The sequence below is a fragment of the Lysinibacillus sp. GW823-FHT02G10 genome (assembly GCF_058797135.1).
The window spans coordinates 609,375-623,920 of the sequence record NZ_JBXAJI010000001.1 but is presented as its reverse complement, the minus strand read 5'-3'; the positions used below and the strand labels follow the sequence as shown (position 1 = coordinate 623,920).

Here is a 14,546-nt window from a genome sequence, read left to right as displayed (position 1 = left end):
TATATAAGGAAGGTTCTCGTGATTTTTGTGCAACATAAAAAAGATCCTAGTTTTCACTAGAATCTTAAAATCGTTTTAAAAAAATTAATTTTTATGAATTTTTACTCAAGAGGTGGATGAAGGAATCATCCGAAATTTTACTTTTATACCATATTTGCATTGTAGATAGACGATGAATTGGGTCACCTCCTACAAACCATGTTTACCCATTATCAATAAAAAAGCTGCCCATTTAAGTAGGCAGCTTTTAATATTCTGTTAAAACAATCCTACCGCATGTCCTTCGTTATCGACATTCATGCGTAGCGCAGCTGGTGCTTTTGGAAGTCCTGGCATTGTCATAATATCGCCAGTTAGACAAACTAAGAAGCCTGCACCAAGCTTTGGAATAACTTCGCGAATTGTGATGGTAAAGCCTTCTGGACGACCAAGTAAACTTGGTTGGTCTGATAAAGAATACTGGGTTTTCGCCATACAAATTGGAAGGGAGTCCCAACCAAATTTTTCGATTTGGGCAATTTGTTTTTTGGCTTGGTCTGTAAATTGTACATCTTTCCCGCCATATACCTTTTGCACAATCGTACGTACCTTTTCTTCAATTGACTCTGTTACATCATATAAAGGAGAGAAGTTGTTTTCTTCCTCTAGCACAGCTAGTACTTGCTCAGCTAAGGCTAGACCACCTTTACCGCCCTCTTCCCAGACATTCGTACGGGCAATGCGAACATGATTTTCTTGACACCAGTTCAGAACGGCTTCTAGTTCAGCCTCTGTGTCCGTGATAAAACGATTTAAGGCAATAATTGGTTCAACGCCAAATGTACGAACTGTATCTACATGTTTAGCTAAGTTTTCAATTCCTTGTAGGAGTGCTTCCACATTTTCACCTACAAGCGCTGTTTTCGGTACACCACCATGCATTTTTAATGCACGAATTGTCGCTACAATGACAACTGCGCTTGGTTTAAAGCCTCCCTTACGAGCTTTAATGTTCATGAATTTTTCAGCACCTAAATCAGAGCCGAAGCCCGCTTCTGTCACCACAATATCAACTAGCTTACGAGCGGTTTGTGTCGCCATAATAGAATTACAGCCGTGGGCAATATTCGCAAATGGACCACCATGGATAATAGCAGGTGTTCCCTCTAATGTTTGAACTAGGTTTGGCTTGAAGGCATCTTTTAATAATAGTGTTAAGGCACCCTCTACCTGTAAATCACGCACAAAGACAGGCTCACGCTCGAAAGTATAGCCAATCACGATACTAGCGATACGCTCACGTAAATCCTCAATGCTTGTTGCTAAACAGAATACCGCCATAATTTCAGAGGCAACCGTTATATCAAAGCCGTCCTCGCGCGGCATGCCTTGAACAGGACCACCTAATCCCACCACTACCTTACGAAGGGCACGATCATTTAAGTCCATGACACGCTTCCAAATAATGCGTCGTGGATCAATGTTAAGTGTATTTCCTTGGTGGATATGATTATCAATAAATGCGGATAAAGCATTGTTAGCTGTTGTAATCGCATGAAGGTCGCCAGTAAAATGTAAATTAATATCCTCCATTGGTATAACTTGTGCGTAACCTCCGCCAGTTGCGCCACCTTTTACGCCCATGACTGGACCTAATGATGGTTCACGTAATGCGACCATCACCTTCTTATCTAATTGATGAAGGGCATCTGCTAGTCCAACAGTCACAGTCGACTTTCCTTCACCAGCTGGGGTTGGACTTATAGCTGATACTAATACTACCTTTGCATCCTCGCCCTGAGCAGTAATTTTTAATGGGTCGATCTTTGCTTTGTAGCGTCCATACTGCTCAAGAGCATCCTCTGGAATACCCGCAGCATTGGCAATTTCCGTAATAGGTTTGATCACTGCTTGACTAGCGATTTCTAAATCTGATAATGGTTGATTTTTCGTTGTCATTTGGCATCCTACTTTCTATGTTGTTCATTTCCATTATAGTCTTAATTGTGAAAAAAAAGAAAGCCAGATATGCAAGCATTTCGTCAATCAATTGACTTATTTGTTCAATTCCTGTATGTTCTAAGAGAAAATGCAATTTTTTCACATTTTCTCAATGAGTGCACCATTTATTTAACTTTATTTTACATTCAAGCGCATTGGAGGCGAATGCTTATGCAACAGGGGATCGTAAAGTGGTTCAATAATGAAAAAGGTTATGGCTTTATTGAATGTGATGATGGCGAAGATGTATTTGTTCATTTTACGGGCATCCAGGAGGAAGGCTTCCGTACACTTGAAGAAGGTCAAAAGGTTTCATTTGATGTTGTGGAAGGCAATCGTGGACCCCAAGCATCAAATGTTGTAAAACTATAAGCGTAATGGGACTATCCGTGTAGTTCCAGATTAGCAGCGGATTAGGAAATGCATCGTTTCCTTCATCCGCTTTTTGTATTGTTTTATAAGCTGAATGCCCCCTCCATGTTATAATAGAAGTAACAAAACGTAAGGAGGGATTTCGATGCAAAAACAAAATAAACCCATGACTGAAGTTATTTTGAAGCATAAAGAACGACAAAGTGTAGCAGAATTTGCAGCAACACTGGAAACGATTGCAAAAAAGCTTAAAGAAAATGGTGAATTCACTTTTGTTCAAGACACAGAGCCAACAGTTGTCAGCCCAAGTGAACAGCTCAAAATCGAATACTCCTATACAAAAAAGGGCGACAAGCATTCATTTGAAATTGAATTTGATTGGTATACAGGTACAGAAACACCGAAAAAAATGACAATTGAATAATAATTGGCAACGAAAATCCACTTTTTTGATGAAGTGGATTTTTCCATATTGTTGAATTAAAGATCATGTCACTAGCTAAAATTTTAGCAAGGTGAGGGGGTGATTTCGCTCCAGGGTCTCCTCTGTAACGCTAAATCCACAAGAAAGCAAGTAGCCAGCATCAGAAATTCTATTGATGGTTTTGTTTTTCAATACTTATGTAAAAAGGCGGGAGCAAAATTGTTTCAGCCCATAAAAATACCGAGCTATCCACTAAAACGCTTACGAAGTGTTTCGGAATAGTTCGGTTTTTCTAGTTATCATGTTTGTTAATTTAAAGATTATTCGGCTTAATGAAGGTCCCAGTTAGTTATGGCCCAGCCTTTTCTCCTTATCGATTTATCCAATAAAAAGCACCAGGGCAAACTAAAGTTTCCTTTGTTCGTTTAGGATCCTTTAATGTCACACCAAATGGTCCCTCTTTGACATGACCAAGTGTAATTGTCATCGCGCTCTCTTCCTCATAGAAATCTAAGCGCATATTCGGTAGCTGTAGTGACAAATACTGCTCATATTGCGTAGGCACTGGTAGCTGTAACACCTCTTGCCACAGCTTAACTGTTGCCTGCATGTCCTTGACGTAGAATTGGACGGATTCCATCGTTATAGCCTGTTTGACATCAATGGCACCACTTGCCTTTAATTGAACCAAACGTTCTTCATCTTCCTCCGCCCATTCAATCAAAAATGGAAAATCAATTGGCAGATCTGGCTTACCAAAATGCAGTAGCTTCCATTCTACCACAGTGCCATCTGGTCTTGTTCTGCTACATGCATCTGGTCCATATACTTCATAGCCCAATGCTCGCAAGCGTCGACCCTCTTCCTCAATATTTTTTGTGCGCAGAGCAATTCGAGAAAATCCCTGGCGCTCTTGATCACGTTTAAACGTATAATGTAGGGAATATGGGTATTGTGCCGCTTGCTCAAATAAATCACGATCATAGATAGCAATTTGTTCAATATAGCTTAAGCCAAAGTAGCTTAACGTATTATAAGTCCCCCACATCGTGTGCTGCCCACCATTCACTGTATGGACATTTCGTTTATTGAAGAAAACCTTTATATTTTCTGGTGATTCCACTTGATGAACCAAATGATCAAAATATAAAGTCATGGCCATTCCCCTTTCTTTCCCCATTACCTTTACCTGTATGTTTGATTAGTTTAAAATTTACTCAAGAAAAGGAGTTACTAGTAGGATATGAAAAAAAGTTTCGTTTACCTACAAACTCCGTTCACTAATTTCATAAAGAGGTGATTTGAATGACAGATTTAGTAGCTGCTTTTAAATTGGCATTAGGTAATTATCCTACAGGCGTAACAGTTGTCACGACATGTCATGACACAAAACCGATTGGCTTAACCGTCAATTCCTTTGCATCTGTTTCAATCGACCCGCTCCTTATTTTGTGGTCACTCGATAAAAAATCTCAGCTCCATCCTTATTTCACGACTGCGCCAAATTTTGCGGTCAATATTTTAGCGAGTGATCAAGAGCATTTATGTACACTATTTGCCAGTAAAATCCCTGATCGCTTTGCACAAGCAAAATGGTCAACTTCCTCTTTAGGACTACCGATTTTACATGATACAGCAGCTAATTTACAATGTAAAACATTTCAGCAAATCGATGCTGGCGACCATACCATTTTTATTGGGCAGGTCGTAGACATTACAAATGCTCAAAAAGAGCCTTTGCTTTATCATCGCCGTCATATCGGTCCCATACCAAAAAGCTTTTATAGCTAGTCTTTACACAAAAAAAGGGCCACTTGTAAGCACAGGAAATCCTTCATGCTTATAGGTGGCCGTTTGACATAAGTTCTACTGAAATCATTGTTATTTTTTCTGCGGAAATCTCTGCTTTTCAAGCCTATTAATTTGCACAATCACACCATCTTGAATCGTAATATGCACTTCACCAAATTCAAGATTTTGAATCGCCTTCGCAATTGCCTCTAGTTTCTTATCATCTACTTTTACTGACTGAGCCATACGATACACCCCTTCTTTTTTATCCTTATTGTTCATAAAGAGGCCAACGCATCAAACTGATTGATAGCCCCTCCTATCTCTCAGACACCATCTGTTGGATTTGGCACCTGTTGTTCGGTTGCCGAGGCTTCATTGGGCCAAGTCCCTCCACCTCTCTTGATAAGAGTACTGCGTTTCTTGAAAATAATTCTATAATTCTGCTATAGGAATGTCAATACAAAATATTAGAAAACCTAGTTGAATACTATGCAATATGTCGTTTAGATTAAAAGACTCCCTAAACCTAAAGTATTTTATGCCTAGTCAGTGAGAAATAGATGGCAATCCATTAATTTATTACAAGCTCCATTTCCTCATCATGAATTCAAGTGGGCCTCGATGATGTTTAGTCCTCCACCATACAGAAACAACGACACATCCTAAAAAATAACAGCAGGCATACAGCATGGAAAAAGCAAGTGTTTGGTTCTCCAGCTTTTGGCAAATAATTAGTATTCCAATGCCTATAACAACATGGCCAACATAATGCGTTAAAGACATTTGTCCTGTTAATATGAAAGATTGAATAACTTTATTTTTACATGTCTCTACAAGATAGATGGAGCCAACAATGATGACAATAGCCGAAGCCGAATTAGATAGGACATACATCATATTCGGTGGAATCGGTCCTGTATCAAATAAATACAATGCACTCTCTACATCTAATAAATGAATGGTTGTCATCTTAATGAATAACGTTGAACAAGTCTCAGTCATGATGACTAACAATAAACCTATCACCAGTAAGTTTTTTCTTAATGTATGATTTGTTAAATCTAATGTGCCCATTACCATACCTATCAGAAAGAAGCAAATCCAGGGGAATAGTGGATGATAGCCATTAAACATCAAATTTCTTATAAATCCTGCTGGTGTCCAAAAATCAAGATACTCTAGTAGCACATATGTTGGATGCCAACCAGCAAGGTAACTAAATTGAATTTGAAGCCATTGTGAAAGGATAAGGATGGCACCGATTATGAAGATCATCATTTTCTTGGATTGGGCAATCAACCAAGCAGCAACAAACATATACACGCCATAATAATGTAATATATCTCCTGTCCAGCCGATTGCATATAAAATTATCCCTATCGTAAATAACAAAAGCGCCCTCTTCCACAAAGTAAGTCGATTTTGACGAAGAAGGATTGGGTCCTTACTCTCTCTAGCCTGACGAGTCATTAAGGCTGTCCCTATTCCTGCTAGCATGACAAATACGGCCGAAGCACGTCCCTCGAAAAGATGTTGGAAGGCAATTAACCATGTTGAACCATTCGTTGTAGAACCTGTTATGACGCCAAAATTGACAATGAACATGCCAAGCATGGCGAGAGCTCTTGCAAAATCAAGACCTTCAATGCGCCGATCATCATTTCTTTTTGTCATCTTTGCCCCCTTGGATAACGCTATGTACAGCCTCCTTCCAAATAGCCCTATAGTTCAATTGGTTGCCTGTTAACATGAAATTACCGATATTATCATAGACGAGGGCTAGCATTTGTGCCTTCGCTTCTATATGGGGAGTATCCTCTAGCACGCCTAGCTGTACGCCATATCGTAGGATAGCAACAAAGCTCGTTAAAAAGCTGGTTTCTAGCTCTACTAATTGTCTTTTATAGTTTTCATCGCGGGCCGCTAATAGTACATATTGATTAAATATTTTATTAAAATAAGGGTCCTTGTCCTGTGCCTCAATAGATTTATAGCCTAGCTTAAGTAATTCCTCCTTAAAATTAGCAGAAGAAAGCTCTTTATAATCCACAGCAACATCATGTTGAATTTCTTTATACAATTCATCAAATATGAAAGCGATTAATTGATCCTTTGATTGAAAATAATAGTAAATGGCTGGTTTTGAAATACCGACCTCTGTAGCAATCATTGCTAAGCTTGTTTTTTCAAATCCATTTTCCGCAAACATCCCATAAGCAATTTCTATAATTTTGTGAAAAGTTTGTTCTTTATTTCCCATTATTACCCTCCTTTTTTACCGACCGTTAAGTAAATATTATAGGATGCTAACCTTTTAGACAAGAAAAAACTGTGTAGAAATATTTCTCTACACAGTTCACATTTATTGATTTTGTAAATACATCATTAAAGCTTCTGCTGTTTTTTGCTTGCCCATTACTTTAAGAGGCTGTCCATCAGCAGGTACAATCCAATGAGGTTCATCCCCCCCATATAAAGACTGAGAGCTATTTGCTACCATAAATTGTGCATTGGCTGTTTCCATACGCAGTCTGGCACGAGCTAACAAGAATTCCTCATCATTCGTTGCTTCGAGCTTAAAGCCTACTAACGTTACATTCGGTTGCCATCCCTTAATTTGACCTAATACTTTTGGTGCTTTTTTAAAATGAATAATAGGTGGTTCGTCAGAAGGCATTTTCCCCGTTTCCTCCATTAAATTACCTGATTGATCATATACTTTGTCAATGACCCAATCAGAGCCCGCAGCCGCCATAATAACGATATCGACATGTTGTTGTTGAACTGCATGACGCACCTTTTGTCCTAAATCCTCTATGCCTTCAAATTGTATCAATGTCATATCATTTTGGTTTTCTGGGAGCTGTGCAAAGTAACCATGCATGTATACTACGTTAGCGCCAGCAGCCAGCGCCGCCTCTGCTAAATAACACCCCATTGTGCCTTTTGATAAATTCGTATGACCTCGTACACGATCCCATTTTTCAAGTGTTCCCCCACTTGTAATGAGTACGGTTTTGCCCTGTAATGTCCACATACACTCACCTATTTTCTGAAATATATACAAATACTATTTTAACGTAATGTAAGGATAGGCTTCAATAGCCACTATTTTAGGGAGCTGTTTTGTTCTTTTAGCCAAGCACTTAATATCTCTGCAAATTTCTTTGTGACGGGCGAAGCATGGTGTTTCATGGCAATACCAATCGTTCGGTAGCCACCTTGCTTTAACGGAATCGCTCTCAATGTTGGCGGTAAATTTTGAATAACCAACTGAGGTAAAATACTGATCCCTAAATGATGAGAAATCATGGAAAGAATCCCTACCTCCTCGGAAAGCTCAAAGCGGATATTCGGCTTAACATGATATTGCTCTAATAGCACCTTGACATCATTTGTCCCTTTATAGGAAGTCATAATAAATGGCATATCCTCTAAATCTACGATATCAATTTCTGTCTTATCAAACAATGGACTTTTATCCGAAACAATACATAATAATGGGTCTTGTTGGAGCTCAGTGAACTGATATTGCTCTGACTTTTGACCATTCAAAAATCCTGCTTCTACTTCACCACTTAAAAGCCATTGTTCAATTTCATAGTAATCTCCCTCTCGTAACTCCACCTGTATCCCTGGAAATTGATTATCCATAATTCGAACAATTTCTGGCATCCAATTGGAAGAAATACTCGATATCACACCAATTCGAACCTTACCTCGTGTCACGCCATGAATGTGAGCTGCTTCCTGTTGCAATAATTCCTGAGCATCCAAAACCTGACGCATTGCCCTTAGCATTGTTTGTCCCTCACTCGTTAATGTCACACCCACACGACTTCGATGAATGAGCGCAAAGCCAAACTCTTTTTCTAAACTCGACACGGCATGACTCACAGCAGATTGTGTTAACCCTAGCGCATCAGCTGCTTTTGTAAAGCTTGCCACCTCTGCCACCTTTGTTAAAATCTCATATTTCACTAAGCTCATCCGCAATCCCTCTATATACATGAATTTTTTTAATCCTATTCATTATAAACATTCGTTTTACTAATCACAATACAAGATATATAGTAATTTTTAGTATAAAACTGTTTTAGTACACAGATGGTAGGTGAACATAATGAGTATCCAAGGAAAAGCAAATGTATTGATGGTTATTGTCACAATGTTTTGGGGGCTCTCTTATACCTTTATGGTCATGGGGCTAGAAACGTTGGCAGTTTATAATGTGGTGGCATTACGTTGTATCATCGCATTTTTTGTAGCAGGACTTATTTTTTACAAACGGATGATCAAAGTAAATGGTAAAACATTAAAATATGCGGCTATTCAAGGATTTTTATTATTCATTGTGTTCGCGTTAAGTTTATTTGGTTTACAATCTACTTCTGTTTCAAATGCTGGCTTCATCTTGAGCCTAACGGTCGTGTTAGTGCCGATTTTCAGCAGCTTTATTGAAAAAAAATTACCTTCTCGAGCAGTTAGCTTTGCGATCATTTGTACCATGATTGGTATTACCGTCTTAACAGCACACGGCTCATTCACATTCCATAAAGGTGATTTATTAGTAGCAATTGCTGCGTTATGTTATTCAATTTATTTACTTTTAAATAGCTCATTCACACGAAATGTAGAGTCCATTTCATACGGAATTTATCAGCTTGGCTTTGCTGGAATTTATGCACTTGTGTTAACCTTTCTATTCGAAACACCAACAATGCCAAATTCAGCGATATCCTGGATTGCTATTTTAGGGCTTGGCATCATCTGTAGTGCGTTTTGCTTTGTTGGTCAAACTGTTGCACAACAGTATACTTCTGCTACACATACAGGTCTTATATTCTCCTTAGAACCAATTTTTGCCGCTATGTTTGCCATGATGTTTATCGGAGAAGGCATAACAATGAAATTAATGATTGGTGGCAGCTTCATTCTTATAGGGAATTTAGTAGCACAATTAGAGCATTTCCATGTATTACGTTTTATGAAAAAGGATGCACAGGAAAAAGTCATACAATAATATAGTGCATATGAATAAAAAAGGAAGCTGAGAGTTATTTCTCAAGCTTCCTTTTCTACTATGTATTGAATTTATAGCACGATTACATGTAAAATAGTATAACTTTTACAGGGACGAAAATAAAGGAGATTCATACATGCAAATTCAAACCTTACATACGTCATATTATTTACCAACCAAGGATAATCAACCAATTCAAACACAAAACCTACTGGATTTAATGAGACATGTCGGTGGCCGTGAAGAGGAAGACGAAAAAAAGAACAAATCGAAAATTGAGGTCAGATACGAAAATGGCTATGTACGTCAATACCTTGTCAAACCAACAGGACAAAGGGTTCTCCTCATGGAAACCAAACAAAGCCTTGATATGAGAGAATCTACTAATTTACAAGACCTGCTTTCGCAACCTTTTAAAAAGAAAACAAGTGATCCTATTCTCTCAATACTAAATACGAAAAATAACATTTCTAAATATAAAGATGGCATTTAAAAAATAGCCCTTCTTTTCAAGAAATGCTAGATAAAATAATAGACAAAGTCGAAACAATCGACTTTGTCTATATTCAAACTAGCAAGGAATAGTCATATCTCGTTAGTTTGATTCATTATAAAAATCTTCTATATTGCTCTGCTTCTGCCATACGCTGTTGATTTCTTAAACGCTCCTCTTGCTCTTCAGCAGTCTCTGGATATGTTTGGAGTGTATCGACGTCATCCTCATGTTCTGCATATAAGACAATACTTCCTTGTTCTACAAGATGCGCATAGTAAGCGATTTGTCCCTCTGACAGATTAAATCGTTTTAAACCCTCTGTAACGGCTGAGTCGCCTGTAAACCAAGATTTAAATTGATCTACCCAATTTCCAGCCTCATGCGTTTGCACATCGGCATCCCATTTTACATCCTCAAACTGTTGGGGATCTCTCGCAATAATATGAATATCGTCTTGGTGATAACCTTCCATTCGCATATTCTCTAAAATGTGAAGCATTTCATCCCTTGTATGGGCCACCTCAATTTTTGGATTTTGTTCATTCATCATGTTCAATTCCTCCTATGTTGTATGGCTTACTAGGTAATTACCCGCACTACACACAAACAAACCCATTTTACTAAACTGTAATAATTGTTAAATTGCCTTAAACTACGTTGCTGATTTGACATAATAAGTTCAGGGCAGAAAAAAAGCATGCTGGAGAGAATTTCTTCTTCAGCATGCAAATTGTCAATTTTTACTTGTCAAGAAAGGCCTTTAACATCCATGTATGCTTTTCAAGAGACTGATACATGGCATTGAGTAAATCCTCTGTACGGTCGTCTCCTTCTTCTGCGGCTAGCTCCATTGTAGAATTTAAAGCTTTCATTAGCTTTTGGAAATCTGAGATTGTCGTTGCAACCATGTCCTCTGTCGTTTCTTCACCTGTTGCTTCATCTACATAGGATAGCTCTAGATGCTCTTTTAATGTTGCCACTGGCTTGCCATCCTTTGATAAAATACGCTCTGCTATTTCATCTAAATTCAATGTTGTTTCATTATATAGCTCTTCAAATTTTGCATGCAGTGTAAAGAAGGCTGGACCTGTGACATACCAATGATAATTGTGTAGCTTTGTATAAAGCACAGACCACGTCGCCACTAGCTTATTTAATTGTTTGTTTAAGTTTTGTGTCATAATCAATTTCTCCTCCAATATGTCTTGTTCTAGCCATTAGTATGAGTAATAAAAGATGTTGGCTATACACTCATTGTTCCCGACCGACAATATTTCAAACATCCTTCATGAGAAACGATTTAGAGTAAGAATATTTCAACTATTCTATGAAATTATTTCACTTTCCGAAATAGTTTCGTTATAATGAAATCACTTATATGTAAAGGGGTGTCCATAAATGAAAGTTTTACCATTACGAAAAGATGTTGCAGTAGAGGAAACTTGGGATTTAACAGATTTATTGAGCAATGAGGCTGATTTTGAACCTACCTTAGCACAATTAGTGGAAGATGCACTTAGCTTCGAGCAACAATACAAAGGTACGATTACAAATGCACAAAAAGTAATCGACGTGTTAACAGCCTTTGAAGAGCTACAAAAAAAGTTTGTTCCGATTGGCACATATGCAAGCTTAAATCTTGAGACAGATCGCACAAATGATGTAGCACAAATGCGTGCGGCAAAGTTTGGTACAGCTATCGGAAAAGTCAGCAGTGCACTATCCTTCGTGCGCAGCGAGTTACTGGCATTGGATGAAGCTGTTTTACAAGAAGCAGCGACATTAAGCCCTCTTTACAAACGATATCTAGAGGAATTATTAAAACGAAAACCACACCAGCTCCATCCTGAAGTGGAAAAAGCGCTGGCAGCCTTCAGTGCCACATTTGACGCGCCATATAAAACGTACAATACGACAAAATTAGTGGACATGGATTTTGGCGAATTTGAAGCCAATGGCGAAAAGCATCCTCTTAGCTTTGTGCTGTACGAAAATGACTGGGAGTTTGAAGCAAATACAGATGTACGCCGTGCTGCCTTTCAAGCCTTTTCAAGCAAGCTACGCGATTACCAGCATACAACGGCACAAGTATATAACACACATATTCAACAAGAAAAAACAATGGCTGACCTAAGAGGCTTTAATTCTGTCATTGATTATTTACTATTTGATCAGGATGTCGATCGTTCACTTTATAATCGTCAAATTGATTTAATTACAAAAGAGCTTGCCCCACATATGCGTCGCTATGCAACGTTAATTCAAAAAGCCAACGGAATCGACCAAATGACATTTGCAGATTTAAAAATTGCACTTGACCCTGATTATGATCCAAGATTATCGATGGCTGAGGCAAAAGAATATGTTGAAAAGGCTATAGCCGTTATGGGTAATGACTATAATCAATTAATGGAGAGAGCCTTTAATGAACGTTGGATAGACTATGCGCCAAACAAAGGAAAATCTACAGGGGCATTTTGTTCAAGCCCGTATGGTAGCCATCCTTATATTTTAATGTCATGGAATGAACAAATGAATGAAGTCTTTACACTTATTCATGAGCTAGGGCATGCTGGGCATTTTGCAAATACGTATGAACATCAATCTTATCTTAATAGTCGTCCATCTCTATACTTTATTGAAGCGCCATCGACAATGAATGAAATGCTGTTAGCAAATTATTTACTAACACATAATGAAGATCTACGCTTTAAACGTTGGGTAATTTCCAATATTGTAGCGAAAACATATTATCATAACTTTGTTACACATTTACTAGAAGCTGCCTATCAACGCAAAGTATATGAATTAATTGATGCTGGAGAAGCAGTTAATGCAACCATCCTCAATCAATTAAAACGTTCCGTGTTGGAAGATTTCTGGGGCGATACAGTCGCTATTTCTGAAGGTGCTGAACTCACATGGATGCGTCAGCCGCACTATTATATGGGCCTTTATCCATACACATATAGTGCAGGGTTAACCATCTCCACACAAGTGTCTCAACGTATTTTAAAAGAGGGCGCTCCAGCTGTTGAAGATTGGCTAGCAGTTCTTCGGGCTGGCGGTACAAAATCACCAGTGGAGTTAGCGCAAATGGCTGGTGTTGATATTACGACTGACCAACCACTTCGTGATACAATTGCCTACATTGGCCATTTAATTGATGAGCTTGAACGTCTAACAGTGGAAATCGAAGCGGTTCAGCAATAATTTAACTAGAAAACGGTCCTGCCTATTCAAGGTATTGATCGTTTTCTTTTTTTAGTTCTAAGTATAAAAATACGTACATATACTAGAATCAGGGCGTCCCTCTATATTTTTTAGATATTTCAAAATAGACAATCATTTTTCTTCATACAAAAGTACCGTTATTATTAAGAGTACGCAAATTATTTAGCAATATACGATTAACAATGATTAAAGGAAGTGTTCTAATTATGGTAAAACGTAATGATCCATGCCCATGCGGTAGCGGCAAAAAATATAAAAAATGTTGTGAAGGCAAACAACAAGTAACAGTGGAAGCAGTACAAATCGAAGAATTAGAGCGTGTGCTACAAACATTTTACTTAGAATATCCAGAACGTAAAGATGTTCGTGCCTATATTGAGCATGTGGGCACATGGCAGCCTAAATTAGAGAGCGTTTTACAGCGAGAGCTTATTGAAGCCATCGCTTTAGACGACTTTTTCTTCCATCAAGAGCCATCTATTTGGAAAAATTATTTGAAGAAAACGAAGAAAAAAGCGGTAAGACCTTCTACAGTCAAAGTACTTGAAGATTGGTCTCAGCCTACTTTATTTATTGGTACGGTGTCTGTTGTTGAGGAAAAATATTTCAAGGCTAATCATATACTTACAAATGATGAACTTTATATTCGACGTGAAAATAACAAACCGATTCCTGAAGGTATGCATGTATTTGCCTTCATTTTACCAGATGGCACGAAGAAATCGGCTCATTATTTAGCTGTGTCTACACTGATTTTCTTCCCAGAGGATCATGCGAAGGTCTTTGAAGAATTTAAGAAGCGCTTTGAGGCTTCAGAGAAGAAGGTTGGCTCCTTCTTAAAAGAAGAGCACCTAGCATTTTGGGAGTTATTAGTATCAAATGGCTATAAAGGTGAGGAATTTTCAAACTTTGAGAGCAATGTCCTGACACAAGTAAAAGACTTCCTAGAGCAAAATGAGCGTGAAACAGCACCGATGCTTGAGCTTTTAGAAGACTATTTAATTGAAGGTCAACCGACTGCGCGTAAAGAAGCGGCCATTGCAGCTGGTGCTATTCGTTACGGTCAGGAAAAGGAGCTGTTTGAGTCCCTTTCTATGACGGTAAAAGAAATCGCTGCGACATTCGATATTTCGGCTTCCTCTCTTACAAAGTATTACCAAGATCTAAGCAGCTATGCTGAAACGAAATAATCTTGACAATTAAAGAAGCTACATGTACTAGCG

16 protein-coding genes and 1 riboswitch are annotated in these 14,546 nt (G+C 38.3%); of the genes, 7 read left to right on the top strand and 9 right to left on the bottom strand.

The features are described from left to right. Positions 1–258: 258 nt before the first annotated feature. The gene (locus AC1RFD_RS03100) at positions 259–1,938 is read right to left on the bottom strand and encodes a formate--tetrahydrofolate ligase (protein ID WP_492474483.1); all 1,680 of its coding nucleotides are present in this window, start codon (positions 1,936–1,938) and stop codon (positions 259–261) included. A 213-nt stretch (positions 1,939–2,151) separates the two neighbouring features. On the opposite strand from AC1RFD_RS03100, the gene AC1RFD_RS03095 reads away from it, so the two are divergent. Both AC1RFD_RS03095 and AC1RFD_RS03090 read left to right on the top strand, forming a co-directional pair. Next, positions 2,152–2,352: a cold-shock protein gene (locus AC1RFD_RS03095; RefSeq protein ID WP_004269397.1), complete on the top strand. Its 201-nt coding sequence runs from the start codon at positions 2,152–2,154 to the stop codon at positions 2,350–2,352. 145 nt (positions 2,353–2,497) lie between these two features. Beyond that, positions 2,498–2,776, top strand: coding sequence for an amphi-Trp domain-containing protein (locus AC1RFD_RS03090; RefSeq protein WP_048390101.1), 279 nt, complete (start codon positions 2,498–2,500; stop codon positions 2,774–2,776). Positions 2,777–3,146: 370 nt separating this feature from the next. On the opposite strand, the gene AC1RFD_RS03085 is transcribed toward AC1RFD_RS03090, so the two are convergent. Further along, on the bottom strand, positions 3,147–3,932 hold the full coding sequence (locus AC1RFD_RS03085; protein WP_492474482.1) for a VOC family protein: 786 nt from the start codon (positions 3,930–3,932) through the stop codon (positions 3,147–3,149). A gap of 149 nt (positions 3,933–4,081) precedes the next feature. On the opposite strand from AC1RFD_RS03085, the gene AC1RFD_RS03080 reads away from it, so the two are divergent. Continuing rightward, positions 4,082–4,567: a flavin reductase family protein gene (locus AC1RFD_RS03080; RefSeq protein ID WP_048390098.1), complete on the top strand. Its 486-nt coding sequence runs from the start codon at positions 4,082–4,084 to the stop codon at positions 4,565–4,567. Between the two features lie 90 nt (positions 4,568–4,657). Here AC1RFD_RS03080 and AC1RFD_RS03075 read toward each other — a convergent pair whose 3' ends face one another. From AC1RFD_RS03075 to AC1RFD_RS03055, 5 genes are all read right to left on the bottom strand, one after another. Continuing rightward, entirely contained in the window at positions 4,658–4,813 is a 156-nt protein-coding gene (locus AC1RFD_RS03075; RefSeq protein ID WP_004269393.1) for a YezD family protein, read from the bottom strand. A 70-nt stretch (positions 4,814–4,883) separates the two neighbouring features. Continuing rightward, a riboswitch (SAM riboswitch) is annotated at positions 4,884–4,979 on the bottom strand. Positions 4,980–5,149: 170 nt separating this feature from the next. Then, complete coding sequence (locus AC1RFD_RS03070) at positions 5,150–6,244, bottom strand: DUF418 domain-containing protein (protein WP_326140561.1); 1,095 nt, start codon at positions 6,242–6,244, stop codon at positions 5,150–5,152. Beyond that, entirely contained in the window at positions 6,228–6,830 is a 603-nt protein-coding gene (locus AC1RFD_RS03065; protein WP_066037708.1) for a TetR/AcrR family transcriptional regulator, read from the bottom strand. The genes AC1RFD_RS03070 and AC1RFD_RS03065 overlap by 17 nt, the downstream gene beginning before the upstream one ends. 102 nt (positions 6,831–6,932) lie before the next feature. After that, complete coding sequence (locus tag AC1RFD_RS03060; protein WP_492474481.1) at positions 6,933–7,607, bottom strand: phosphopantothenoylcysteine decarboxylase domain-containing protein; 675 nt, start codon at positions 7,605–7,607, stop codon at positions 6,933–6,935. Positions 7,608–7,678: 71 nt separating this feature from the next. Then, complete coding sequence (locus AC1RFD_RS03055) at positions 7,679–8,560, bottom strand: LysR family transcriptional regulator (RefSeq protein ID WP_048390089.1); 882 nt, start codon at positions 8,558–8,560, stop codon at positions 7,679–7,681. 133 nt (positions 8,561–8,693) lie between these two features. On the opposite strand from AC1RFD_RS03055, the gene AC1RFD_RS03050 reads away from it, so the two are divergent. Both AC1RFD_RS03050 and AC1RFD_RS03045 read left to right on the top strand, forming a co-directional pair. After that, positions 8,694–9,593, top strand: a complete 900-nt coding sequence (locus AC1RFD_RS03050) for a DMT family transporter (RefSeq protein WP_004269389.1) — start codon at positions 8,694–8,696, stop codon at positions 9,591–9,593. A gap of 136 nt (positions 9,594–9,729) precedes the next feature. After that, positions 9,730–10,086, top strand: a complete 357-nt coding sequence (locus AC1RFD_RS03045; protein ID WP_319840173.1) for a hypothetical protein — start codon at positions 9,730–9,732, stop codon at positions 10,084–10,086. A 115-nt stretch (positions 10,087–10,201) separates the two neighbouring features. On the opposite strand, the gene AC1RFD_RS03040 is transcribed toward AC1RFD_RS03045, so the two are convergent. Together AC1RFD_RS03040 and AC1RFD_RS03035 are read right to left on the bottom strand one after the other, a co-directional pair. Beyond that, a complete protein-coding gene (locus AC1RFD_RS03040; RefSeq protein WP_048390084.1) occupies positions 10,202–10,639 on the bottom strand; it encodes a general stress protein in 438 nt (145 codons plus the stop codon). Positions 10,640–10,829: 190 nt separating this feature from the next. Beyond that, on the bottom strand, positions 10,830–11,270 hold the full coding sequence (locus tag AC1RFD_RS03035; RefSeq protein WP_054550810.1) for a Dps family protein: 441 nt from the start codon (positions 11,268–11,270) through the stop codon (positions 10,830–10,832). A 217-nt stretch (positions 11,271–11,487) separates the two neighbouring features. On the opposite strand from AC1RFD_RS03035, the gene pepF reads away from it, so the two are divergent. Then, complete coding sequence (pepF, locus tag AC1RFD_RS03030; protein WP_492474480.1) at positions 11,488–13,302, top strand: oligoendopeptidase F; 1,815 nt, start codon at positions 11,488–11,490, stop codon at positions 13,300–13,302. Between the two features lie 227 nt (positions 13,303–13,529). Beyond that, positions 13,530–14,513: an SEC-C domain-containing protein gene (locus tag AC1RFD_RS03025; RefSeq protein WP_004269384.1), complete on the top strand. Its 984-nt coding sequence runs from the start codon at positions 13,530–13,532 to the stop codon at positions 14,511–14,513. The last annotated feature ends 33 nt before the right edge of the window (positions 14,514–14,546 follow it).

Bases quoted from the DNA above. Each gene is read 5' to 3' on its own strand.
- AC1RFD_RS03065 (WP_066037708.1), bottom strand. From the start codon at position 6,830: ATGGGAAATAAAGAACAAACTTTTCACAAAATTATAGAAATTGCTTAT.
- AC1RFD_RS03055 (WP_048390089.1), bottom strand. From the start codon at position 8,560: ATGAGCTTAGTGAAATATGAGATTTTAACAAAGGTGGCAGAGGTGGCA.
- AC1RFD_RS03085 (WP_492474482.1), bottom strand. From the start codon at position 3,932: ATGACTTTATATTTTGATCATTTGGTTCATCAAGTGGAATCACCAGAA.
- AC1RFD_RS03100 (WP_492474483.1), bottom strand. From the start codon at position 1,938: ATGACAACGAAAAATCAACCATTATCAGATTTAGAAATCGCTAGTCAA.
- pepF (WP_492474480.1), top strand. From the start codon at position 11,488: ATGAAAGTTTTACCATTACGAAAAGATGTTGCAGTAGAGGAAACTTGG.
- AC1RFD_RS03050 (WP_004269389.1), top strand. From the start codon at position 8,694: ATGAGTATCCAAGGAAAAGCAAATGTATTGATGGTTATTGTCACAATG.
- AC1RFD_RS03095 (WP_004269397.1), top strand. From the start codon at position 2,152: ATGCAACAGGGGATCGTAAAGTGGTTCAATAATGAAAAAGGTTATGGC.
- AC1RFD_RS03025 (WP_004269384.1), top strand. From the start codon at position 13,530: ATGGTAAAACGTAATGATCCATGCCCATGCGGTAGCGGCAAAAAATAT.
- AC1RFD_RS03075 (WP_004269393.1), bottom strand. From the start codon at position 4,813: ATGGCTCAGTCAGTAAAAGTAGATGATAAGAAACTAGAGGCAATTGCG.
- AC1RFD_RS03060 (WP_492474481.1), bottom strand. From the start codon at position 7,607: ATGTGGACATTACAGGGCAAAACCGTACTCATTACAAGTGGGGGAACA.
- AC1RFD_RS03045 (WP_319840173.1), top strand. From the start codon at position 9,730: ATGCAAATTCAAACCTTACATACGTCATATTATTTACCAACCAAGGAT.
- AC1RFD_RS03040 (WP_048390084.1), bottom strand. From the start codon at position 10,639: ATGATGAATGAACAAAATCCAAAAATTGAGGTGGCCCATACAAGGGAT.
- AC1RFD_RS03080 (WP_048390098.1), top strand. From the start codon at position 4,082: ATGACAGATTTAGTAGCTGCTTTTAAATTGGCATTAGGTAATTATCCT.
- AC1RFD_RS03090 (WP_048390101.1), top strand. From the start codon at position 2,498: ATGCAAAAACAAAATAAACCCATGACTGAAGTTATTTTGAAGCATAAA.
- AC1RFD_RS03035 (WP_054550810.1), bottom strand. From the start codon at position 11,270: ATGACACAAAACTTAAACAAACAATTAAATAAGCTAGTGGCGACGTGG.
- AC1RFD_RS03070 (WP_326140561.1), bottom strand. From the start codon at position 6,244: ATGACAAAAAGAAATGATGATCGGCGCATTGAAGGTCTTGATTTTGCA.